The sequence below is a fragment of the candidate division KSB1 bacterium genome (assembly GCA_034506395.1).
Lineage (GTDB): Bacteria > Zhuqueibacterota > Zhuqueibacteria > Thermofontimicrobiales > Thermofontimicrobiaceae > Thermofontimicrobium.
The window spans coordinates 129650-152889 of the sequence record JAPDPQ010000007.1; the positions used below are offsets into that span (position 1 = coordinate 129650).

The following is a 23240-nucleotide window of genomic DNA, read 5'->3' on the forward strand; positions in this document are numbered from 1 at the left end:
GTGGCTGGGCAGCTTGATGGTAGCAGAAAAACGCTACGATCTTGATCCGACATTGCTGTTCACCCATTCGCCCTATGTCGATCGTATACGAGTCATCCAAAACGCTGATTTTTCTTCGAGCCAGAGAGCTAAATTTTTTCCCTGGCTCGGTAGAGGTAAGGATACCTTTCCAGTCGGCGATGAGATAAAAATTTGTTGATCGCCGTTAATTCATTTGAAGCACCTGAGCGATTCGTTCAACAGCCCAGTCGATTTCTTGTTTGGTAATTATGAGGGGTGGCGCTAATCGGATGATATTGCCATGAGTCTCTTTTGCTAATACTCCCCTATCCTTGAGTGCCTCACAGAAGCGGCGGGCACCACCGGCCTCAGGTTTCAGCACAATACCGATCCACAGCCCTTTGCCGCGGATATGGTCCACATGGGGGCTATGGATGGCATGGAGCTCGTCCATTAGATATTCCCCAAGTTCTTCTGCGCGCTGACAGAGCTGTTCTTCCACGATCACCTTCAGCGCTTCTCGTGCGACGGCGCAGGCCAAAGGGTTGCCGCCATAGGTCGAGCCATGATCGCCAGGTTGGAATACCCCCAGTATTTCTCTCGATGCCAGCACGGCCGAGATGGGATACATCCCGCCAGACAGCGCCTTGCCGATGGTCACCATGTCTGGTTTTACCCCTTCATGCTCGCAGGCAAACATTTTGCCAGTGCGGCCCAATCCGCTTTGAATTTCATCTGCGATCAAAATGACATGATGGCGCTCGCAAATCTGCTTGGCCTGTTTCAAAAATCCGTTTTTCGGGACCACAACCCCAGCCTCGCCCTGAATTGGCTCTACTAAGAATGCCACCGTATTCGGCGTAATGGCCCGTTCCAGGGCTTCTGCATCCCCAAATGGGATCATTTTGAATCCCGGCGTGAATGGGCCAAATCCATCCCGATATTGCGCCTCGGCTGAAAAGGATACGAGGGTGATCGTTCTGCCATGAAAATTGCCATCACAAACAATAATTTCAGTCTGGCCATCAGGTATACCTTTTATTTGATAGCCCCACTTTCTGGCGGCTTTTATCGCGGTCTCCACCGCCTCAGCACCAGAATTCATGGGTAACATCATATCATACCCTGTCAGTTCACATAGTTCCTTCGCCAATAACGGTAGTTGATCATTGCGAAATGCCCGTGATGTTAAGGTCAATCGTTCGCATTGTTCACGCATCACCCTTATCAACCGTGGGTGGCAATGCCCCTGATTGACTGCAGAATAGGCGGCCAAAAAATCCATATATTTCCGACCTTCTACATCCTCGAGCCACACCCCTTTGCCAGATTGAATCACGACATCCAGCGGATGATAATTATGCGCTCCATACCTTTCTTCCATCGCAATAAGTTCGGCGGTTGTCATCATAACTTTCATTCTCCATCATTCTCATTCAACTTTTCATAATTGAGATTATCAAACTAAACCATTTTTTTATATTTTAATGAAAGCTGTCACCTATTATGAAAATGCAATGCATTCAGCATGCACATGGTCCAAGATTTAGCCTTATGCGTTATGTATGATAGCCAAATACCAGCTCATGTTCTTGATAAATTGTCGAATCAGAATTTTGCCATTACCAGAATCGGCTCAAAAATGTTCCAGATGATAAACATACCCTGGCGTTCTGGCAGCGAGATACTTTCGCCAGCATTGAAATCGCACAAAATATTATGCAATGATTATCTCAGGGTTGCTTCAATCGCTGAGAGGAATTCTTCCCTTCCATCCGGGCTGCGGATGTCTTTGGCGGTGACATTGTAGCTGAATACGGCAATGCCATATTTTTGCTGGCAAACTTGCGGGAAACTGATATAATAGCCACCCAACCCTTGCAAGAATTCAGCAGTTATCCCCTGTTCTTCCTTTCGACCCCGTTTGCGGATTCGATCTAATAGAATGTTGACATCATCCACTTGAAGGTAAATGATCAAATCAGGCCGAATTAAGTCCTTATTGAGTCGCTCAAAATACTCTAAATATAGCTTGAGCTCGTCATCGGTCATGTTGCCCAACCCATGAAGGTATTTAGCAAATATCTCTGGGTCTTCATAAAGCGATCGATCCTGGATGCACGATTTGGGCACCGTTTTAATGAGCTCGTGATGTTCTACTCGGCGAATCAGAAACTCCATTTGCAAAGTCAAAGACCAGCGTTTCATATCGGCATAATAAGCGCGCAAGAACCGATTATCAATTACTGGTTCGTCGAATAATTCCAAGCCGAAATGATGGCTGAGCAATTTCGCAGCGGTTGTTTTGCCACACCCAATATTCCCAGCCATGGTAATGAAAATCTTCTTTTCCAAATGGTCTCCTCTCATGAGACAACGATTTCAACAAACCGTGTTAATATATGAATTCAACGGATTGAAGTCAAGTTTTATTCATGTTTGCAACAAAATATTCATCTCAACACTGATCAAGATTGGTCATTAAAGCATATTCAAATGCTCTTAATCGTCAAGGATTAGCAAATGTGTTATGGAAAGATTATAATTCAATGACAAAAATGTAGCCCTGGTGCAGTTTTCCCATTCAACGTTGAGATTGAATTGCTCAAGGCACGGCGCAAATTGATTGGAAACTTTTCTATGGATTTGGCATTCAATAGCAAAAGTTTTCATTTAACAAGTTGAAAAAAACATTGACAATTGCGGTAAAAGTTTTTATATTCAACACTGTTTAGATCAAATAAGCGAGGGTGGCGGAAATGGCAGACGCGCTAGACTTAGGATCTAGTACCCTTGTGGTGTGGGGGTTCGACTCCCCCCTCTCGCACCATAACAGATTTATGACATGATCATAGAAACGGCTCGTCACAATCTCGATGAATGACGAACCAGAAAAAACAGCGAACCGAATTGGTGACATAATTACAGGAGAGGCACTTGGAAGTTCATATTGAAGAACAAGGACAGTGGGAACGGGCGGTAGAAGTAACAGTCCCCTATGAAAAACTCTTACCTAAATTTGATGAAGCTTATGCCAAATATAAAAAAACGATCCAATGGGAGGGGTTCCGCAAGGGCAAAGTCCCGCTCGATTTGATCAAAAAAGCATTGGGTCCCAAAATCGAACGCGAGGTTGCTGAGGATTCTATTCCAGGATTTTTAGAAGAAGCTGTCAAAGAAAATAATTTGAAATTATATGATATTTCCCAATTAGAATCCATTAGCTATGACCGCACGAATGGTCTCCATTTCAAGGCGATCATCAAAATTCGGCCTGAAGTTACCTTAAAAAAATACAAAGCGCTTGAAATCGAGAAAGAGATCTATCAAATTACTGACGATGATCTCAACGATTTCATCGAGAATCTTCGGGAACAGCATGCCTCAATGTCGACGTTCGATGGCGAAGCGCAGCGCGGCCATTATATCGTCGCTGATGTCCAGGGTGTTGATGTCGCAGGTCTGCCTTTGATTGGGAAGAAATACGAAAATCGCTACTTTTATCTCGATGACGGGGAAACCGACCCAGAATTTGTTAATCAGTTGATCGGTGTGAAAGCTGGAGAGACACGACGAGTAACGCTGACTGTTCAAAATCGAGATCCGAACAAACCTGACAATCAAGTTGAATATTATGACATCAGCGTGAAGGAGATAAAGCAGAAAGAACTTCCAACGCTGGATGATGAGTTCGCCAAGGACATTGGTCCATACGAGACATTGAATGATCTCAGAGAAGCAATTCGCAAAAATTTGGAGCAACGCGCTCAAGATCGGACGCAACAGAACCTTACCAATCGCATCATGGACGAAGTCATCAAGTCGAATCCAATAGAATTGCCCGATTATATGGTCGAGAACTTTTTGGATGCGTTCATCAAAGATATGAATAACAGCCAACAGCAAACAATCGATTCTCAAGAGGTCCGAGAAAAATATCGCGCCGATGCGATTTGGAACTTGAAATGGCTATTGATCTTAGAGAAAATTGCTGAATTGGAAAATATCAAGGTCCAAGAGTCGGAAATCAATGATTATATCGAAACAATGGCTCAATTGGCTGGCAAAAACGCGGTGGCGATCCGCAATAAGTATCGCGATCCCAAAAAGAGAGAACAAGTGGAGCATAAGCTTCTTGAGAAAAAAGTCATCGATTTGTTAAGGGATAACGCGATCATCACTGACAAAATTGTCACCTATCAGGATGTCCAAAGAGCGCAAGATTTGATCATTCGATAGCCGAAAAAGATTGGGTTCTTTTTAGTTGCTTAGCAGTAGTAAAACGCTGGTTAAATTAAGGGGTATGTGGTATGAGTTTGGTGCCAATAGTAATCGAACAAACAGGACGCGGCGAGCGCGCTTATGATATTTTTTCACGGCTATTAAAAGAGCGAATTATATTCATTGGATCCACTATTGATGATAATGTAGCAAGCCTGGCTATCGCGCAATTGTTGTTTTTGGAGGCAGAGGATCCGGAAAAAGATGTATATATGTACATTAACAGCCCAGGCGGTTATGTAACCGCTGGGCTCGGCATCTACGATACAATGCAATACATTAAGCCAGATGTAGCGACGATCTGTCTGGGCCAGGCGGCGAGCATGGCAGCCGTGTTATTGGCTGCTGGAGCGAAAAACAAGCGAGCGGCTTTACCCCACGCACGGATCATGATCCATCAACCGTGGGGGGGCGCGCAAGGAATGGCCACTGACATTGAAATCCAAGCAAGGGAAATTTTAACCATCCGGGAGGAGATCAACAAAATTCTGTCCTATCACACCGGACAGAGCATCGAAAAATTAGCGAAGGATACCGATCGCAACTTCTTTATGTCTGCTGAAGAGGCAAAGGCATACGGGATTGTGGATGAGATCATGGTTCGCAAGGACCTTCGTAAGAAAAAATAGGATCTACTGCAACAGCGAACGGGCAAATTGAGGTTCACATGGACAACTATAGCAGACGTCGAGAAAGATTATTCATTTGTTCATTTTGTGGAAAAAATTCCAATCAGGTTGATTGCATTGTCACGGGACCAGATGTTTATATTTGTAACGAGTGCGTGAAGAATGCCAGCGAGATCATCCGTGAGGACATGAACCGGCGAGCGTTGATCGCCAAAAGTCGCATTCGTACTCCAGCCGAAATCAAACGCGAATTAGATGATTATGTGATTGGTCAGGAAACCGCAAAAAAGATTGTGTCAGTAGCAGTTTACAATCATTATAAGCGGGTCGAAACTGCGGACCTGGTGAGCGACGAGGTGGAACTGGAGAAAAGCAATATTTTGCTGATCGGTCCGACTGGCACAGGCAAGACGCTCATGGCGCAAACGCTGGCGCGGTTTCTTCAAGTCCCCTTTACCATTGCTGATGCTACTACACTGACTGAAGCGGGGTATGTGGGTGAGGATGTGGAGAACATTCTGGTGCGCTTGCTGCAAGCGGCAGACTATGACGTGGAGCGCGCGGAGCGAGGGATCGTTTATATCGATGAGATCGATAAGATCGCTCGCAAGGGTGGTAATCCTTCGATCACCCGAGATGTGTCTGGAGAAGGGGTTCAGCAAGCGTTGTTGAAGATACTCGAAGGCACCATCGCCTCTGTGCCGCCCAAAGGCGGGCGCAAGCATCCTGAGCAGAACCTGATCAATATCAACACGAAAAACATCTTATTCATCTGTGGCGGTGCATTTGATGGGCTAGAGAAAATTATTGCCGCGCGGATCGGCAAAAAGAGCATGGGGTTTGGCGCAGAAATCCATAAACAGCAAGAGCGCAAGATCAATGAGATCCTCCAGATGGTTGAGCCAGAGGACCTGCTGCAATTCGGGTTAATCCCAGAGCTGATCGGTCGTTTGCCCATCGAGTGTATTTTTGAAGAGCTTTCAGAAGAGGCACTTTATTCGATCTTGATCGAGCCGAAGAATGCGTTGACGAAGCAATATAAGAAACTGTTCGAATTGGATGGGGTTGAACTGGAATTTGAAGAAGCCGCCCTTCGTGCCATTGTCAAAGAAGCGATGAAACGCAGGACTGGCGCTCGGGCGCTTCGAGCGATTATGGAAGATATCATGCTCGATATCATGTTTAACTTGCCAGAGCTCAAAAATGTCAAAAAGGTGATCATTACCGAACAATCGGTTAAAAATAAAAACGATGTTTTGTTCATTTATCATGAGATAAAAAAGACGGCTTAGCCAGTGCTGGGCGCATTTTATTTTATTAAATCTTCCTGAATCGACACTTGCCTAAATTTAGGAAGATTTTTTTTGCATTGGCTGAACCGATCCATTTTGCATTGACCGATTTTGCTCATTGGTTTGACAGATATTGCCATGGGATTGAGGGAAGGGATTCGAAAATGAGGCGGCAAAGGCGCGAACTGTTTTCACGGGTAAAATCATCAGCTTCAAGGTGAATGGTGGGGTATTATGAAGCCGCGATCGGTGAAATTTATTGCCAGCGTCGGCCGTCTCCAAGACATTCGATTCTTTCGACTACCAGAAATTGCTGTGGCAGGTCGCTCCAACGTTGGAAAATCCAGCCTGATCAATCGCTTGGTGGGGCATCGAAAGTTGGCGGAAATTAGTTCGACTCCAGGCAAGACTCGCACGCTCAATTTTTATTGCATTGACGATGAATTCTATCTGGTCGATCTACCTGGATATGGCTATGCCAAAGTGTCCCAGCAGGAGCGGAAGACTTGGCGACAGCTCATCGAATCTTATGTGACGCAGAGCCGATTTTTGATTGGAATGATTCTGATCGTGGATAGTCGGCATGGAATTACTGATTTGGATCGGGAGATGATCAATTGGCTAGCGCAATTAGGGGTACCGACGTTATTGATCGCCACAAAGATCGATAAGCTTTCTCGAAACCAAGCTGTGCTGAACCTGCGAGCGATCGAAGCAGAGGCGATCCAAATGGGCATTGCGGCGGTGATTGGTTTTTCAGCGAAAACGGGACAGGGCAAAGATCAAATCTGGCAGGCCATGCTGGAATTGCTAAGAGCGCCAGCCTAAACTGGCCATGGGTTGGTTGAACGGGAGAGTTTTGCTATGGGGCAAGTCACCAGTCAAAGGCTATTATTGACCGCGGGGCCAGCACCAATTTCACCAGAGGTGCAGGAGATCTTGGGGCGGCCAATGGTTTATCATCGCGCCAAGGAATTTGTGGAACTGTTTCAGCGGCTCAACCAGGCATTAAAATATCTCTTCCAAACGCGGTATGATGTGGTGACGCTCACTGCCAGTGGGACTGGCGCGATGGAAGCCGTGATCAGCAATTTATTTAGCCCAGGAGACGCGGTAATTGTCGTCGAGAATGGCAAATTCAGCGAACGATGGACGCAAATTGCTACAACGTTTGGTCTAATGGTCACGTCGCTGAAACTTCCATGGGGCAAAAGCGTCGAGCTCGATGAATTACAAGCGCTGGTTTCATCTGTCCCCCAGGCCAAGGCGATTTTTCTGACCCATTGCGAGACTTCAACTGGGGCAAAGGCTGAGCTGGCAGCGATCGTTCCCGCATTACGGCAGCAGACCGAGGCATTGATCATCGTGGATGCCATTTCATCTGCTGGGGTAATGCCGCTGAAAATGGACCTCTGGGGCATAGACGTGACCATAACAGCTTCCCAAAAAGGCCTGGGTTTGCCACCTGGGTTATCGTTTGTCGCGTTGAATCAGCGAGCCTGGCGATTTAGCGAGTTATCGGACTTGCCTCGTTATTACTTCGATTTCAGTCGGGCGCGCCAAGCCCTTCGGTTGGGAAAAGGCAGCAGCTTCACCCCAGCCATTCCCTTCATTATTGCTGCTGAATCCGTTTTGACACAAATTCAAGCACAAGGGCTGGAAGCGCGCTGGCAAAAAAGTGGTATGCTGGCTCAAAATTTCCGTGACCGAATGATCGCTACCGGCTGTACCATTTTTCCTGAATGTCCCGCGGATGGCCTGACTGTGATCAAACCACCAAACGGCATCTTCGCTAATGAAATAATAACAAAATTGAAGGATCGATACCAAATTGTGGTTTCTGCTGGACAGGGAAAATTAGCCGACAAGGTCATTCGGATTGGACATTTTGTAAATGTCACTGAAGCGCATTTGGACAAGTTTCTCAACGCGTTGCAAGATATTTTAAACAATAAGAACTAGCGATTTCTGAATCGATCGGAAATGAGCATCATCAGCTCTGCTAAAAAAATTCGATGAACTGAGAGAACCAAAAATGAGGTGAGGAGAATCAAAGCTATGGGTAAAGGTGATCGAAGGACACGTCGTGGAAAAATTTGGCGGGGAACCACCGGAAAATGTAGGCCTAAAAAACGAAAAGCAAAAGTACAAAAAGAGAGTTAAGTCGAACCAGTTCATGAGTGCTTAACAGCATGCTGTAGATTCAGTGACCTCATTCGGATGGGTGAGATATCCCAGTTTTTGGCCTTTTCGGTGGAATGATTTCGGCATTGTCGCAAGGCGATAATTATTGCGAAACCAATCAGCGAAAAGATTTCTGAAACAGTGTCGATTTGAGTCCAAAAATTGGCTAAAGAGATGATCGCAGCAAAACCCGAAGCCATGAGGTGAGATGTATTCCTCATCAAGCACGCATATGGCGAAGCCACGAAAATAAAAAGGAGAATAAAAATCGCTGCAATTTATTGAGCTGAAACATTATTTCAATTCGCCTCTGAATGAGTCAAATTATGTGACATAACCTGTGGGTTTAACCCGGGAGGCAGTGAAAAGATGCCATCCCATTTCTGAATACGAATGCGCAAGATCATGATTGGCTTTTAGATCATCTAAAAATTCAGAGATCGAGATTATTGCAAATTATGCGACCCGATAGATTTTTTTAATTGAGCTTGATCGGCAGCTAAGCGTTCCATTAGAGTCATCGATGCTCAGCGACTTGACCCATGAGAATTAAATATTAGGTGGCAATTTTATGGCACGGATTCTAATCGTTGAAGACGATTTAAACACGCTATCGGGGCTGGGAGAACTGCTTCGAGATGAAGGGTATGAAGTGGTGGGAGTAGAATCAGGGAAGAAGGCGCTGCGGCTTTTGGAGCGGGAGCAATTTGATTTGATGCTGACGGACCTCAGAATGCCCGATATTGATGGCCTCAAGTTATACGAAAGATCCATCGCCTACAATTCCAACATGAAAACCATAGTCATGACCGCTTATAGTTCTGTGAAGCAGGCGGTGGAAGCCATGAAAAAGGGGGTCTATGAGTATCTTACTAAGCCGCTCAACATGGATGAGCTGCTGTTGACGATCAAGAAGGCGATTCAGGAGCAAGAGATTTTAGCAGAGAACATTCAGTTGCGCGATCAACTCAAGAGCTCCTATCGGGTGGAAAACATTATTGGTACCAGTAAAGCGATCCGTGAGATCTATCACATGATCGCCAAAGTGTCGAAAACACAATCGACGGTGCTCATCCGCGGCGAGAGCGGCGTAGGTAAAGAGCTGGTAGCGCGGGCAATTCATTACAATAGTCCGCGTGCGGAAAAAAAATTGATCGAGATCAGTTGTGCTTCTTTACCCGAAACGCTATTGGAGAGCGAGCTATTTGGTTATGAGAAGGGAGCATTTACTGGAGCGGTAGCGCGGAAAAAAGGCCGATTGGAACTGGCCGATGGTGGGACGATCTTTCTCGATGAGATCGGCGATATTTCAGAGAGCGTGCAGACCAAATTACTGCGAGTTTTGCAGGAAAAAGAACTGACCCATCTGGGTGGAACCAGCACAATAAAGGTAGATGTCCGCGTGATCGCCGCGACCAATCGCAATTTAGAGCAAGCCATTCGAGAAGGAAAGTTCCGCGAGGATCTTTATTATCGCCTCAACGTCATCCCGATCTTTATCCCTCCGCTTCGGGAGCGCAAGGAAGATATCCCGCTTTTGATCGAGCATTTCGTTAAGAAATTTTGCCGGGAAAATAATAAGCCGTTGATGAAAGTATCAAGCAAAGCCTTAGAGCTCTGCATGGAGTATGACTGGCCCGGTAATGTTCGCGAGTTGGAAAACGCGATGGAAAATGCCGTGGTGCTGGGCGAGGGAGATGTCATTTTGCCCGAACATTTACCTTTTAATATCTACAACCATTATAGTCAAGCCCAGCGGGCTGATTTTTTGAGCCCGAGCAAATTTGAAAGCTATCGCAAAAAGATGGAATATGCTGAGCGGATGGTGATCAAAGATGCCATAGAAAAAGCACATGGTAATAAATCCCTCGCCGCTAAAAATCTCAAAATCAGCTTGCGGACCATGCGATACAAAATTAAAAAGTACAACCTTTAGCCTTCCATCCAATTGATAGCGCCAGTCGTCGCCATTGCTCAGTTAGGTGAGCCACGCACTGTCATGTCATCCCGTGGCGCAAAACTCATCAAGCGTTTGTTGCTGACCAAATTCTTCTCTTAAAAAGATCACCTTTAAAAATGCACACTTGAGCAAATTAGCTGTCGCTCGCCTGGATGCCATCTGTGTTGGAAGATCATTTAATTTGACAACCAATCATGCAAGGCGGAGCAAGCGCGCGTGATCTCTCAAATCAAGTCACATTTGAATCTGATGAATTATTTATTGGATCGGATCAAGATATAGATCGCGCCAAGTCCAAACAAGATATTTCCGAGCCAAGCTGCCAACAGCGGCGGGAGTGCGCCATTGTGTCCCAAACTTTGGCCCACCTTGATGATCCCAAAATAGAGGAAGCAAATGAACAGGCTGATGCCGAAGCTCAAGGCGGTGCCGCTGCGCGTTTTTCGCGACGCTAGGGGCGCCCCAAATAATACAATAATGAAATTGGCAAACGGGAACGAAAGCTTGAGATAAAGATCCACCAGCCATCGATCCGGTTTGCCACCAGTGCGTCGGATTTCTTTAATAAATTCCCTCAGCTCCCAATAGCTCATCTCCTCTGCTTTTTTTTGAACGCGGGCGATATCTTGGGGGCGAAAACGAAGATCCGTCATCACCATTTCTTGAAATGGCTCTGCCGTCTCGTGTTGATTTTCGAAACGTCGCATAAAACCATTGATCAACAGCCAGCGATCCTTCTGCCAGATCATGCGGGATGCATCGATCCGTTCGACCAATGCGTTATTCCAATAGCGCTGGACACTGACTTTGAATGCGGTACTGTCGGAAAGCTCAATGAATCCGATCAATAGCCAGCGATGGTTATCGATCTGGAGCGTGATATCTCGGGTAGGAATCTCGGCTCTGGTTTTTTTTATTTTGTCGACATGGGTCTGATAAACCTCTTTTTTCAATTGATTGGTATAGGGAACAAATCGTTCGCCCGCATAGGCTGCGAACAAGCTGATGGCAATTCCCAACACAAATAGGGGAGATAAAATCTTGTACAATGACAATCCCGACGCTTGCATGGCAATCAGCTCGTTGTAGCGGGCTAATTGGCCAACGCTAAACAGGCTCGCCAGCAGGGTGGCTACTGGTAGAGTCAGAATAATGATGTAAGGCAAATAGTACAAATAGTATTTCGCTACGATGAGGATCGGAACGTGTTGATCGATGAATTTGTCCATGAACCCCACCGCATCGATGATGATGTAAATTGCACAAAACGATATCAGCGCAAAGCCCAACGTGCCCAGAAAATTTCGGCTCAAATAATGATCTAGGATTTTCACTGCAGTTTCCTCCTGAGCCGTTTCGGTATTAGCTTGACGAAGATGTCAAAATTGATGAACGAGGCTTCTTTGGCAGTGCGGATCAGAAGATAAATTCCGAATGCTCCTACGATAAAATTCGCCAGCCACATGGCTAAGAACGGGGACAGCAGATCGCGATCGGCCAATTCTTCGCCCCCAATGAGAAAAACCCAATAGATAATGAAAAACACCAGGCTGATCCCTCCTCCAACCGCCATATTGCCACGACGGGCCATAATGCCTAATGGGGCACCAATGAGAACGAATACGATGCAGGCGAAGGGAATTGAATACTTTTTATAGATCTCGACCAATAGCTTATTGTTGGCCAACTCGTAACTGCGATTGATCTCTCGTTCGCTTTTAATCCGCTGCAGCAAATTTTGGTGGACGCGGATTTGACGGCTCAAATTCAATTGTACCCGATCCGAATATTTGATATCTTCAATGAGGAGTGGATGCGTCTTTGGATCAGAACTCGATCTGGAACTGAGGGCTGCGACCTTTGGCGGACTGCTGATTGAACTCCCCCGATTTAAAATCCGCGTCTGCTGGTCTTTGACAGCAAATCGCAGCTCGGGTCGCATCTCTTCGGTCGGAACAGCCTCGAGCTCAGAAGGCATCGAATAGCCAGAGAAATAGTGATTGATCTGGGACTGAATGGTGCTCATCAAATTTTGGCGTCGTTTCTCGATCAACGCCAGATTATTGGCTACCTCCTGGCGCATCATCTGGGCACTCTGCTCACGGTCGCCCCGATAACTGGATTCGGAGCGTTGCAGTACCATATTGGGGATTGCAATGGTCAACACATGTTTTTCAAATTGAATGCGAGTGTAATTTTCGAGCTTGTCAATATTGACTTCATGGATCTCTCCATTGAACAATGTGATCTGAAGCAGGCCGCTCTTCTGGTTCACGAAAATCTCCCCTCGCTCCGCCACAATGCTCCGGTTCACCTGAGGATCATTCTTGTCGTAAATGATCACGCCGCGCACATGGGACAAGTTTTTCTCCTCAACCAAATGCTCGACACGAATCGCCAAATTGGGGATGTCCTGATATAAATAGCCAGGCTCCAGGCTCACAGTGGGCTTTTTAATGGCGATATCGCGTGCCAACAATCGCAATCGGTGATTGGCATCGGGAAGGACTTCATTATTGAACCAGATCAGGAATACGCTCAGAAGCGCGGCTGCGATGAGCACAGGAAGAATGATGCGATACACGCTGATTCCGCTGGCTTTTATTGCTGTGATTTCATTATCAGCTGAGAATTGGCCAAAACTCATCAAGCTGGCCATTAATACGGCCATTGGCACGGCCAGGGCCACGATCCATGCCAAATTTAATGCGAAAAACTCAGCAATCACCCAGATCTCCAAGCCCTTGCTTAAGATTCGGCCCAATTCTTTGAAAACCAGATTCAGAATGAACAGCAGAGTGATGATGAAAAATCCAAACAAAAATGGGCCTACATGTTGGCGCAGAATATGCTTCGATAAAATGTACATAACAATGGGAACTCGATTTCTCCGGCAGAAGTTATATTAGAAAAAATTAAAGCTGACTTTGCGAGGAATGGTCCTCTCACGTTCCGCTAATTAACTCTAACTTGATCGTTTAACTGCTCACAAAACCACGGAGGTCGATAGTTAAACTTGCTTCTGGGTTAATTGGTTTCTTACGCCTGATGGATCGGCCAACGATGATGGTGTTATTTGGTAATCTGGTCGGTTCATTAGAACCAGTCTATCTGGCGAAAGGAAACCTCATATTTTCTCTTGCGGCAAATTTTTTTGGTTCAATTTGAATTGTAGCTGGGTTGTCATGGGCCAGAATGGTCGCTGGTGCCATTGATACAGTCTTGCATATTTATTAGCAATAAGGCATTGTATGCCCGGCGTACATCACCCATAAATATTCAATTCCGTTCCCTGTTGGTCGAAGGTGAAAATAGGAGAGCGAATGGCTCTCTCTCTATGATTTCTATCTGCGGCCAAGCAGTTCTTTCGTGATGCTTTTTAAGCAATTTTAGGAATTCAAATCGAATATTCATTCAATCCTGGATTCAGGGACGAAATTTATCCTGAACCTTTAGCATCATGGCAAGTTTAACTATTGAGTCCATTCGAGAGCTGTCAAATAACACGACGAAATTCATGGTATTTGGTATTAAAATCGGATCGAAATCTCCAGCGCAGCAGATTGTCTTGATTTCGATTTTTTTTTCATTCATCTTGATGGCAACCGCTCCCGGTTTTAGCTCTGACCGAGATCGCTATTGTGGATTGAAATTAAATTCCAATCAACAATATGGAATTTCGCTGTTCAATCGCCAGCCAGATCCGTGGCTATCGCTAAATGGCCCCAGTCGTCCCCTGCTCAAGTTAACTCCCAGCAGCTTGAAACGAAACGTCGAAATCGACAGCACTGGTCAGTATGTCACGATCCAGGAGACCATGTTTGGCCAGCAAGTTCATTTGCCAGCCAGATATACTTTGAAGGAATACACCGACTATTTTCGAGAGCAAAATCAGATTCTTCTGTGGCAGAATTATAAAATTCGCCAGCTCACTGGTGATAAATCGGATCAGCAGAATAAAGGTGGAATTGAAATCGCGATTCCGGTGCGGATCCGCAGCCGTGCCTTCCAGACCATCTTCGGGGGCGATCGCGTCTCATTATCTGTCACAGGGCAGATCAATATTCAGGGTGGGTTGCGTCATGAAAGTCGCAGCCAGGTTCGTGACGCATTGAGCCGCGGCTCCAATTACAATTTTAAAATGGAGCAAACCCAAAATTTCAAAGTTCAGGGCAATGTGGGCGACAAGGTAACTGTCAGCGTGGATCAGGACAGCGAGCGGCCATTTGATTTCGAGAATACGGTAAAATTGAATTACACTGGCTATGATGACGAGATCCTCCAGTCGGTTCAAGCTGGGAACATTTCATTATCGCTACCAGCTACGCGATTTGTATCGTTTAGCGCTCAAAATAGTGGCCTGTTTGGCATCAAATCGGAATCCCAAATTGGCAATTTCCATTTAACTACCATTGCCAGTCAAGAAAAAGGAGAGAATAAGACGCTGACGATTACCGGCGGTGCAGAAGAGGGCCGTTTTGTAATCAAGGATTATAATTTCATGAATGGCGTCTATTTCTTTGTGGATAGCCTGTACCGCTCCCAATATGAAAAAATTGACCCCACCACTGGTGCCCGAACTTATAATGGAAATCGCATTATTACCAGTTTTGAACTCTATAAATCTGGCCCTGGATATGAACAACGGGAAGGGCGAATTCGAGGCTGGGCATTTGCCGACTCAGCGACCTTGGCGCGGCGCGATACCACCATCATCAACTCGGAAAACGCTCGTGGCTTCTGGATCCGCCTCGAGCAACAGAAGGATTATTTTTTGTGGACCGATCTGGGTAAGATAAAATTATTTGTACCAGTGTCTGATAATGAAATGTTGGCGGTAGCGTATCGGACCAAAGGTGGTGTGACTTATGGAGATGTGGAGTTCGATCCGCAGACACAAACGACCATTTTCTTGAGGATGCTTAAACCTCAAACGCCTCGCCCCAGCGACCGCACCTGGAAACTGATGCAGCGTAACGTCTATTACTTAGGTGCCCGGAACATTGACCCCAACGGGTTCGAGCTCAAGATTTTTTTCGACACCCCATCAGGAAATGACGAGGAATCCTACGGCTCGAACTCCTATCTTAAGATCTTCGGTCTGGATCGGTTCGACATCAATGGCAATCCCAATCCCGATAATGCGGTGGACGATAACCCTAATTATATTCGGTTGGGAGAGGGGGAATTGGAATTCCCGCGTTTGGAGCCGTTCGCCCAATCATATGCCTTTGATGGGGATGCAGAGAAAAATATCGAGCTCCCAAAAGAGAAGTTCGTCACCAAAATGTACAATTCCACCATCCAGAGCGAGATCATCAACGATAGCAAGTTCTATATTCAGGTGAAATCGAAGAACCGTAGCGCCAATTACGATCTGGGGTTTAATGTGATCGAAGGCTCAGAGGAAGTGATCCTCAATGGCCAGCGGCTTAGGAAGGATACTGATTATATCATCGACTACTACTCTGGTAAGCTCACCATCTTGCGCGAGGAGGCAACCAATCCAGCAGCGAACGTCCAAGTCAATTATCAACGCAATGAGATGTTCCAATTGGAAAAGAAAACGCTGCTCGGGATGCGCGGAGAATATAAGCTCTGGGAGAACTCGTTCATCGGCGGCACGTTTTTGTATATGAATCAGAGCACGCTGGATCAGAAGGTACGGGTGGATAAAGGTCCGATGCGGAATTTGATCTGGGATATCAATAGTTCAATCAAGTTCGAACCCAATTTCCTGACTCGGGCGATCGATGCGTTTCCCATCATATCAACCAAAGCCCCATCGCGCTTCAATTTTGAGGGCGAGATCGCCCAAATCCTTCCCAATCCCAATACGCTAAATAATGAATCGACCAAAGACCCTGACGGCGTCGCTTATATCGATGATTTTGAAGCTGCCAAAAAGATTACCCCACTGGGCGTTATCCGCAATGCCTGGCGAGAGTGTTCATCGCCATTGGAGGTGGGACGGATTCCGGACCCGACCAATGATTGGCGGACCACTTTCAATGTCTATAAAAAGCGGGGAAGATTGAAATGGTGGAACCCGTATGAGCAGCGCGCGATCAATGAAATCTGGCCCAATCGCGATACCCATAATCCCAATACTCCCCAGCGAGTACATGTGCTGGTGATGAATTTTGAGCCAGTGAAAAAAGAGCAGCTCCCCAACGACCCAGATTATCGGCCCGAACAATCATGGGGCGGCATCATGCGCTGGCTATCGGCTGGATATGCGGATCAATCAGATACGAAGTTCATCGAGATCTGGGTGAAGCGCAATAACAGCAAAGCGCGGCTGCACATTGACCTGGGACAAATTTCCGAGGACGTGATCCCGAATGGAATGTTAGATACGGAAGATATCCCGATCAATGGGATCAAGAACAATTTGCTCGACACCGGAGAGGACACAGGCATCGATGGAATGAAGGGCCGCGACCCCGAGGATTGGTGGGACATTAATAGGAACGGGGTGCGGGATGAAGGTGAGCCAATCAGCTATGACGATTGGGAGTACGCCACTGGCAGTAGCAACTACGAATACATCAATGGAACAGAGGGAAATGAGCGCGATCCGGGCGGCCGATACCCTGATAGTGAAGACCTCAATAATAACGGCTCGCTGGATATGCGCAACGACTATTTTGAATACAGCATTTCGCTGGCCGAAGATCATCCCGACACTGCTTACATCAAAGGTGGTCAGGATAATCCCTATGGCTGGCGCATGTATCGCATTCCGTTGATCGATTACAAGAAGAAAGTTGGCAACCCAGATAAATCTCGAATCGAATTCGCTCGTATCTGGATCGATAGCACTGCCACAGAAACCCAAATCGAAATAGCGGAAATTAATCTGGTCGGCAATGATTGGCGCGAGATGGGAGTGGCATTAGATGACCTTAGCCCATACGATGCATCCAACGATACAACGGTGGTAGCGGCGGTGACCAACACACACGATAACGATGACTATATTCCGCCGCCAGGCGTCCGCGGGGTGATTGATCGAGTCTATCGCATCGAATCGAAAGAACAATCGCTCGTCATGCAGATCAATGGCTTGAAACCTGGCGCCAGTGGCATCCTTCGCAAAACGTTCTTCCAATCTGAAAATTACATCACCTACAAAAAGATGAAGATGTTCATCCATGGGGGAGATGCACTGGGGACTAATTTTTCCAAAGACAAAACGAGCATTGAATTGTTTGTCCGATTTGGTTCGGATGACAACAATTATTTCGAATATCGCACGCTGGTGTTCGAGGGCTGGGAGGGGAATGACATGGAAATCGATCTGGCGGCAATCGCTGCATTAAAACAAGATTCTACCCTCTACAATCCCATTACTGGGATTATCGACTCAAGTTTTGCTGATGGGACTAGGCACTATCGAATCAAGGGTCGACCGGCGTTGACCAATATTCGGCAACTGGTTCTAGGGGTCAAAAATATCTCCAATGTCGATTCACCATATAGCACCAATAATAATCTTCCGTTCTGGGGCGAGATTTGGGTCAATGAGTGGCGACTCTCTGGCGTTCGAAAGGATAAAGGGTTTGCTTATCGATCCCGCGTCGAGCTGCAGGTGGCTGATGTATTTGGGATCAACGGCGAAATCAATAAAAAGGACGCAGATTTTCACAATATCAACGAGCGCTTTGGCCGAGGGGATAATGAGACCAGTGGGAATCTCAGCGGCAATGTGTCACTTCATAAGTTTCTCCCACAATCCTGGGGGTTTTCATTGCCGATGAACTTTAATTATTCGCGAAGAGTGGCCACCCCTAAATATTTACCAGGCAGCGATATTCTCTATCAAAATGCAACTCTTGAAAAGCAAATGATCAGCCGAAGCGCCAGCGAAAGCTTCGGCTGGGGGGTATCGCTGAAAAAGAACACTCGCTCCAATAATTTCTTTATCAAAAACACACTCGATCAACTTTCGGTGAGTTACAATACCGCCCAGTCGTACGATACCACGTCTACGCATTTCTACTCAACGCGCCAGAGCCATGCGGCCAACATCAGCTATGGCATCCCATTTCCGAGAGATAAATCGATCCGACCGTTCAAATGGTTGGGAAATGCCCCAATCATCAAGAAGTTAGCTGAAATGGAGTTTTATTATCTCCCAACGACGTTCAACGTTAGGACCTCAGGCAATATCTCAAGCTCTCGAGCGTTGACGCGCGATAGTGTGTCGACCAATAATCGTCAAGCGATCGTCTCGCGCGACATTCAATTAGGTGTTCAGCCGTTTAGAAGCCTCACTGTGGATTTTTCCCGTTCGTATACAAATGACTTGAGAAATTCGACCGATCCCTGGGGATCTTTGCGCAAATTTGAGATTGGCGAGCTCACCGATATCGACCAATCGTTCAGCACCCGTTATAATCCTCAGTTCTTCCGCTGGTTGAAAACAAGTTTCACCCAATCAGCCGGCTTCAAGTTCAGCAACAATTTGCAACTCAAGGATCGGGGGCGCAGCGCATCCAATAACATCTCGATAACCGGAAACTTAACATTCGATGCGGATCAACTGGTCAAATCGATCTTTCGTCCGACTCCAAAGGTGCCCGCTAAGCCACCCAGGACACCATCAAAGGCACAGTTAGATGAAGAAACATTGCAAAAGAAATCGGACAAAAAAGACAAACCAGATGAGAAAAAACAATCCGGGTTGAGCCCTTGGAAGATGGTTGGCAGTGGATTGCAATTTTTCACCAGCCGAATTCAACCCATCAATATCAATGTGACTGAGCGAAAAAACTCCAGTCAATCTGGTTTGGATCCCAGTGGTGGCTTGCCGCCGCTGCGCTATATGTTTGGCCTGACCGACTCCACAGGGATTCCCAGCGTTGCCAGTGCTGGGACCAATAATATGTCGTTCCGCGAATCGAAAAGCATCGGCCTATCTAGTGGTTTCAATATCATCAAGCAAATGGACCTCAGTTTGAAATTTAGTCATGATGAAAATACGAATCAGACAACGCTAAAGACTGGGGACCTTTCGGATTCATGGTTTTTTATGGAGACCAAAGGCACTGGTGATCAGACCAAGCAGGGATTTTACATACCAGAATGGTCGCTGCGCTGGACCGGTCTAGAACGCTTCAATTTCCTGAAGAAGTTCGTCCAGCGCATGAGTTTTGATCATAATTTTTCTGGCCGGCGACAGCTTTCTTGGCAGGATAACAAGGAAAAGAAAACTCGCATCAATTATACCAAGCAATTTCGGCCGCTGGCTGGCTTTAATCTAACGCTCAAAAAGAATATCAATGTCAATATCCGTTACAACCTGTCCGAGGATGTGAATCTCACCTTGTCGGGCGGCTCGGGCGGACAAAAAAATGAAAGTTCCGACCTGTCGATTACTGGTTCCTACGCTCATAGTGGCGGCTTGCGCCTGCCATTTCCTTTTTTGAAGAATAAAGAACTGAAGAACAACATGGATATGCAGGTCACTCTAAGCTGGAACAAGAATGTTGGCTATCAGAAATTAGGCAATCAGGGTTGGACATCAACCAGAGAGACCTCATCGCTCAATTTCGAGCCGCGGCTCACGTATTCGTTCAGCCAAAATGTACGCGGGGGCATGAATCTCAAGATCGGCAAGAACAGCAATAAGATGGTGGGCGATACAACGATTAAAGAATTTGGCATTCACGTCAGCATTCTCATCAGCGGTCGATAGGAATTAGCTTGCCATGGCGATACAAATGAAATTGATACGCTCTGCTCAACTACCTCTATTGCTTCTATTGTTGATTGTCCCCGGCTGTCGCAGTCAGGTGGTTCCCAAATTCGACAGCCGCAATGCATTTCAATATCTGGTAAAGCAATGTGAATTTGGCCCTCGAGTGCCAGGAACGCCCTCCCATTTGAGTTGTCGCGATTATCTCATGAGCACGCTTCAGAGCTACGCCGACCGAGTGATGCAACAGCCGTTTCAGGCGATGATGGGACCCGATCAAAAGCGAGTCTCGTGTTACAATATCATCGCGAATTTTCAGATGAACAATCCGCGTCGTGTCCTTTTATGCGCGCATTGGGATACACGGCCCTGGGCGGATCTCGATCCAGACCCGGCCAATCGCAAAAAACCTGTTCCTGGGGCCAATGACGGGGCCTCTGGCGTTGCAATCCTGCTGGAAATCGCCCGAATTTTGAAGCTATCGCCTCCCAAATATGGCGTTGATATTGTGTTGTTCGATGCTGAAGATTTTGGCAGTTATGGGCGAAATGACACCTGGGCATTGGGCTCAAAACAGTTTGCCAGCCAAGTGGTCCGCAATTTCCGGCCTGAATTTGGGATCCTTTTGGATATGGTGGGCGATGCGGATCAACAAATTTATATTGAACAAAACTCGCATCGTTTCGCGCGACCTGTGGTGGAACGCGTCTGGCGCAAAGCAGATCAACTAGGCATCTCCGAATTTATCCCTGAGATCAAATTTGATGTCTATGACGATCATCTCAATTTGTTGGAAATCGGGATTCCCACTATCGATATCATCGATTTCGATTATAAATATTGGCACACCATCGAAGACACGCCCGATAAATGTAGCCCCAAAAGCCTCGAAAACGTCGGCCGGGTGGTCTTGGGCGTGATTTATGAGTGATGGAGGTTATGCCCATTACAAATTCGTGGCATTTTTGACACGGTGTTTTTTAGCAACGACTTTTCAGCGATCTCGCGATCGCTCGTTCTGCCCTAGCAAGCATACCTAAAAATTCTTCACCAAATGAATGACTGTGATGTTATTTCAGCAGCAGAGGCAGTGAGGTTCACAGTTGTAACTATCGCTGCCGAAGTTGCCATGAATTTGGCGAGCAACCATCGATTTTGACGTGTGGTTTCAAAAGAAAGCCTCGCTTCGAAAAATAGATTTTGAGTTCTATCAAATAAGATGATGAGCAAATATAAATTACTCTTGCACCAGCAGGGGCTTGTTGTTCGATCAATCAAGTAGTTGAAAATTGCTCGTATTCGCCGGCATGAGATGGAATATTATTTGAGCGTTGCAGGAATCTGAAACTAGGCTATAAATGGAGCAATCAATTTGTCCAGGAGGTACGATGAGTTTGCTTCAAATCGTGTTGAAAGGCGGTGTACTGATCATCCCGATTTTGCTATGCTCTTTGATCGCTGTAACGATTATTGTCGAGCGCTGGCTATTCTTGCGCAAAGCGAAGATAAACGCGCGAAGTTTCATTTTGCAGGTGAAAGCGCTGATTCTCAAAAATCGGATTGGTGAGGCGATTCTGTTATGCAAGCGGACTACCGCCCCGGTTGCCAAAATCACCAAAGCTGCAGTGGAGCGTTACAATCGCCCGCGCATCGAGATCAAAGAGGCGATCGAAAGCACCGGGAAAGTTGAAATCCACAATTTAGAGAGAGGGCTGGGGGTTCTGAGCACTATTGCCGCCATTGCCCCGCTACTTGGATTTTTGGGTACGGTGACTGGCATGATCCGTGCATTCATCCAGGTGCAAAACCTCGGCGGCAATGTGGATGCCAGCGTTCTGGCTGGTGGGATCTGGGAGGCGCTGGTCACCACCGCCGCCGGGCTCGTGGTGGGCATCCCCACACTGATCGGCTATAATTGGCTTCAGGGACAGGTGGAGGATGTGGTGTTCGAAATGGAGGATAGCTCCACTGCCCTGTTAGACATGCTCATCGAAAAAGGGGAGTCGCGCGATGGATTTTCAGATGAAACGAACTAAGATCACCACCTTTTCTCCAATTTCATTGACCGACATCGTGCTGTTGCTTTTGATCTTCTTTTTGTTGTCGTCTTCGTTTTTCGTTCAGCCCGGCATTAAGGTTTCTCTCCCCAAGGCCATTACTGGCCAGGTGGAAACCAAAGATCGGATTTACCTGACGATCACGAAAAAGCAGACAATTTATCTGAACAGCCAACTGGTGCTCAGAAGCGAGCTGGCGGAAAAATTGAGCGGGCTCCTAAAAGTTTCCCCTGAGAAATTGGTGGTGATCCAGGCCGATAAGGATTTAACTTTGGAACAGGCCATCGAAATTATCGATCTGGCCAAAATGGCTGGTGCCCAAAAATTCCTAATTGCGACGCAACCAGGAGCGAACCCATGACGATAATTTTGAAAGATAGAAGGGCTCGGCTGGCCGCTGGAATATCGATCCTGCTGCATTTGATCCTCTTGCTGATTTTTTTCATAATCCAATTGGATTTACTACCTCGGCCGGCAGAGTTCACCGAGATCGTGTTCATCAGCGGCCCAACTTGGCAAGCGTCAGTGTTGGCCGCTGAACAACCCGCTCCTACCGCAAGAATCGATCAGGAGCACCAGGCCGAAGCTTCAGATGTGGTGAATTTGCCGCCGCGCCCTATACCGGAGGATGAACAACCGCTAAAAATGCCAGAGCTGCCCAAACAGATCCCCCAGGAACAACCCAAAACGATCCTAGAGCCGAGCGCAGCGAAGGATCGTGACATCTCACCACAGTTGCAGCAAGCTCCGGTTGGTGCTGAGCAGCATCCTATTGTATCAAAAAGCGAGGGGCTGACGCCAACTGATAAGCCGCTCCCCACGACGGCCATCAGTTCTGACACCTCAGGTCAAGCACCATTTCATATAGAAGGTCAAGCAGCAGGACGAACCGTTGTTTTCAAGCTCATCCCCGAATATCCACAGGATCGACAAGTGATGGCGACCATCAAGATCAGCTTCACCATTCTGCCCAATGGCGATGTAGGAGAAATGATCCCGGTAATAAAATCGGATGCGATATTAGAAAAAATCACCCTGGACGCGCTGAGACAATGGAAATTCAATCCCCTGCCACCTGACGTGCCACAACGCGTCGAGCGCGGCGTCATTACATTTCGCTATCTATTAAAATAA

Annotated in this window: 17 protein-coding genes and 1 tRNA gene; 14 read left to right on the plus strand and 4 right to left on the minus strand. The window is 46.7% G+C overall.

The features are described from left to right. The first annotated feature begins 16 nt into the window (after positions 1-16). Positions 17-199, plus strand: coding sequence for a hypothetical protein (locus ONB37_06725; GenBank protein MDZ7399837.1), 183 nt, complete (start codon positions 17-19; stop codon positions 197-199). Positions 200-205: 6 nt separating this feature from the next. On the opposite strand, the gene rocD is transcribed toward ONB37_06725, so the two are convergent. Both rocD and ONB37_06735 read right to left on the minus strand, forming a co-directional pair. Further along, positions 206-1411 carry an ornithine--oxo-acid transaminase gene (gene rocD / locus ONB37_06730; GenBank protein MDZ7399838.1) on the minus strand — a complete coding sequence of 402 codons (1206 nt, stop codon included), beginning with the start codon at positions 1409-1411 and terminating at the stop codon, positions 206-208. 317 nt (positions 1412-1728) lie between these two features. Next, positions 1729-2331, minus strand: coding sequence for a deoxynucleoside kinase (locus tag ONB37_06735; GenBank protein ID MDZ7399839.1), 603 nt, complete (start codon positions 2329-2331; stop codon positions 1729-1731). A 413-nt stretch (positions 2332-2744) separates the two neighbouring features. On the opposite strand from ONB37_06735, the gene ONB37_06740 reads away from it, so the two are divergent. From ONB37_06740 to ONB37_06775, 8 genes are all read left to right on the plus strand, one after another. After that, positions 2745-2830 (plus strand) — tRNA-Leu (locus tag ONB37_06740). Between the two features lie 107 nt (positions 2831-2937). Next, entirely contained in the window at positions 2938-4239 is a 1302-nt protein-coding gene (gene tig, locus ONB37_06745) for a trigger factor (protein ID MDZ7399840.1), read from the plus strand. 71 nt (positions 4240-4310) lie between these two features. Next, entirely contained in the window at positions 4311-4910 is a 600-nt protein-coding gene (gene clpP, locus ONB37_06750) for an ATP-dependent Clp endopeptidase proteolytic subunit ClpP (protein ID MDZ7399841.1), read from the plus strand. A gap of 38 nt (positions 4911-4948) precedes the next feature. Then, a complete protein-coding gene (clpX, locus tag ONB37_06755) occupies positions 4949-6202 on the plus strand; it encodes an ATP-dependent Clp protease ATP-binding subunit ClpX (protein MDZ7399842.1) in 1254 nt (417 codons plus the stop codon). 234 nt (positions 6203-6436) lie between these two features. Next, a complete protein-coding gene (gene yihA, locus ONB37_06760; protein MDZ7399843.1) occupies positions 6437-7030 on the plus strand; it encodes a ribosome biogenesis GTP-binding protein YihA/YsxC in 594 nt (197 codons plus the stop codon). Between the two features lie 36 nt (positions 7031-7066). Next, a complete protein-coding gene (locus ONB37_06765) occupies positions 7067-8164 on the plus strand; it encodes an alanine--glyoxylate aminotransferase family protein (protein ID MDZ7399844.1) in 1098 nt (365 codons plus the stop codon). Between the two features lie 96 nt (positions 8165-8260). Next, on the plus strand, positions 8261-8365 hold the full coding sequence (locus tag ONB37_06770) for a 30S ribosomal protein THX (GenBank protein MDZ7399845.1): 105 nt from the start codon (positions 8261-8263) through the stop codon (positions 8363-8365). 592 nt (positions 8366-8957) lie between these two features. Continuing rightward, positions 8958-10322 carry a sigma-54 dependent transcriptional regulator gene (locus tag ONB37_06775; protein ID MDZ7399846.1) on the plus strand — a complete coding sequence of 455 codons (1365 nt, stop codon included), beginning with the start codon at positions 8958-8960 and terminating at the stop codon, positions 10320-10322. Between the two features lie 278 nt (positions 10323-10600). On the opposite strand, the gene ONB37_06780 is transcribed toward ONB37_06775, so the two are convergent. Both ONB37_06780 and ONB37_06785 read right to left on the minus strand, forming a co-directional pair. Next, positions 10601-11680 carry an LptF/LptG family permease gene (locus tag ONB37_06780; protein MDZ7399847.1) on the minus strand — a complete coding sequence of 360 codons (1080 nt, stop codon included), beginning with the start codon at positions 11678-11680 and terminating at the stop codon, positions 10601-10603. Further along, the gene (locus ONB37_06785) at positions 11677-13215 is read right to left on the minus strand and encodes an LptF/LptG family permease (protein MDZ7399848.1); all 1539 of its coding nucleotides are present in this window, start codon (positions 13213-13215) and stop codon (positions 11677-11679) included. Before ONB37_06785 ends, ONB37_06780 begins: the two co-directional genes overlap by 4 nt. A 591-nt stretch (positions 13216-13806) precedes the next feature. Between ONB37_06785 and sprA the strand changes: the two genes are divergently transcribed. From sprA to ONB37_06810, 5 genes are all read left to right on the plus strand, one after another. Then, the gene (sprA, locus tag ONB37_06790) at positions 13807-20049 is read left to right on the plus strand and encodes a cell surface protein SprA (GenBank protein MDZ7399849.1); all 6243 of its coding nucleotides are present in this window, start codon (positions 13807-13809) and stop codon (positions 20047-20049) included. A gap of 25 nt (positions 20050-20074) precedes the next feature. Further along, the gene (locus tag ONB37_06795) at positions 20075-20980 is read left to right on the plus strand and encodes a M28 family peptidase (GenBank protein MDZ7399850.1); all 906 of its coding nucleotides are present in this window, start codon (positions 20075-20077) and stop codon (positions 20978-20980) included. Positions 20981-21437: 457 nt separating this feature from the next. Then, positions 21438-22085 carry a MotA/TolQ/ExbB proton channel family protein gene (locus ONB37_06800; protein MDZ7399851.1) on the plus strand — a complete coding sequence of 216 codons (648 nt, stop codon included), beginning with the start codon at positions 21438-21440 and terminating at the stop codon, positions 22083-22085. Further along, entirely contained in the window at positions 22072-22467 is a 396-nt protein-coding gene (locus ONB37_06805) for a biopolymer transporter ExbD (protein MDZ7399852.1), read from the plus strand. Before ONB37_06800 ends, ONB37_06805 begins: the two co-directional genes overlap by 14 nt. Continuing rightward, positions 22464-23240, plus strand: coding sequence for an energy transducer TonB (locus tag ONB37_06810; GenBank protein MDZ7399853.1), 777 nt, complete (start codon positions 22464-22466; stop codon positions 23238-23240). Before ONB37_06805 ends, ONB37_06810 begins: the two co-directional genes overlap by 4 nt.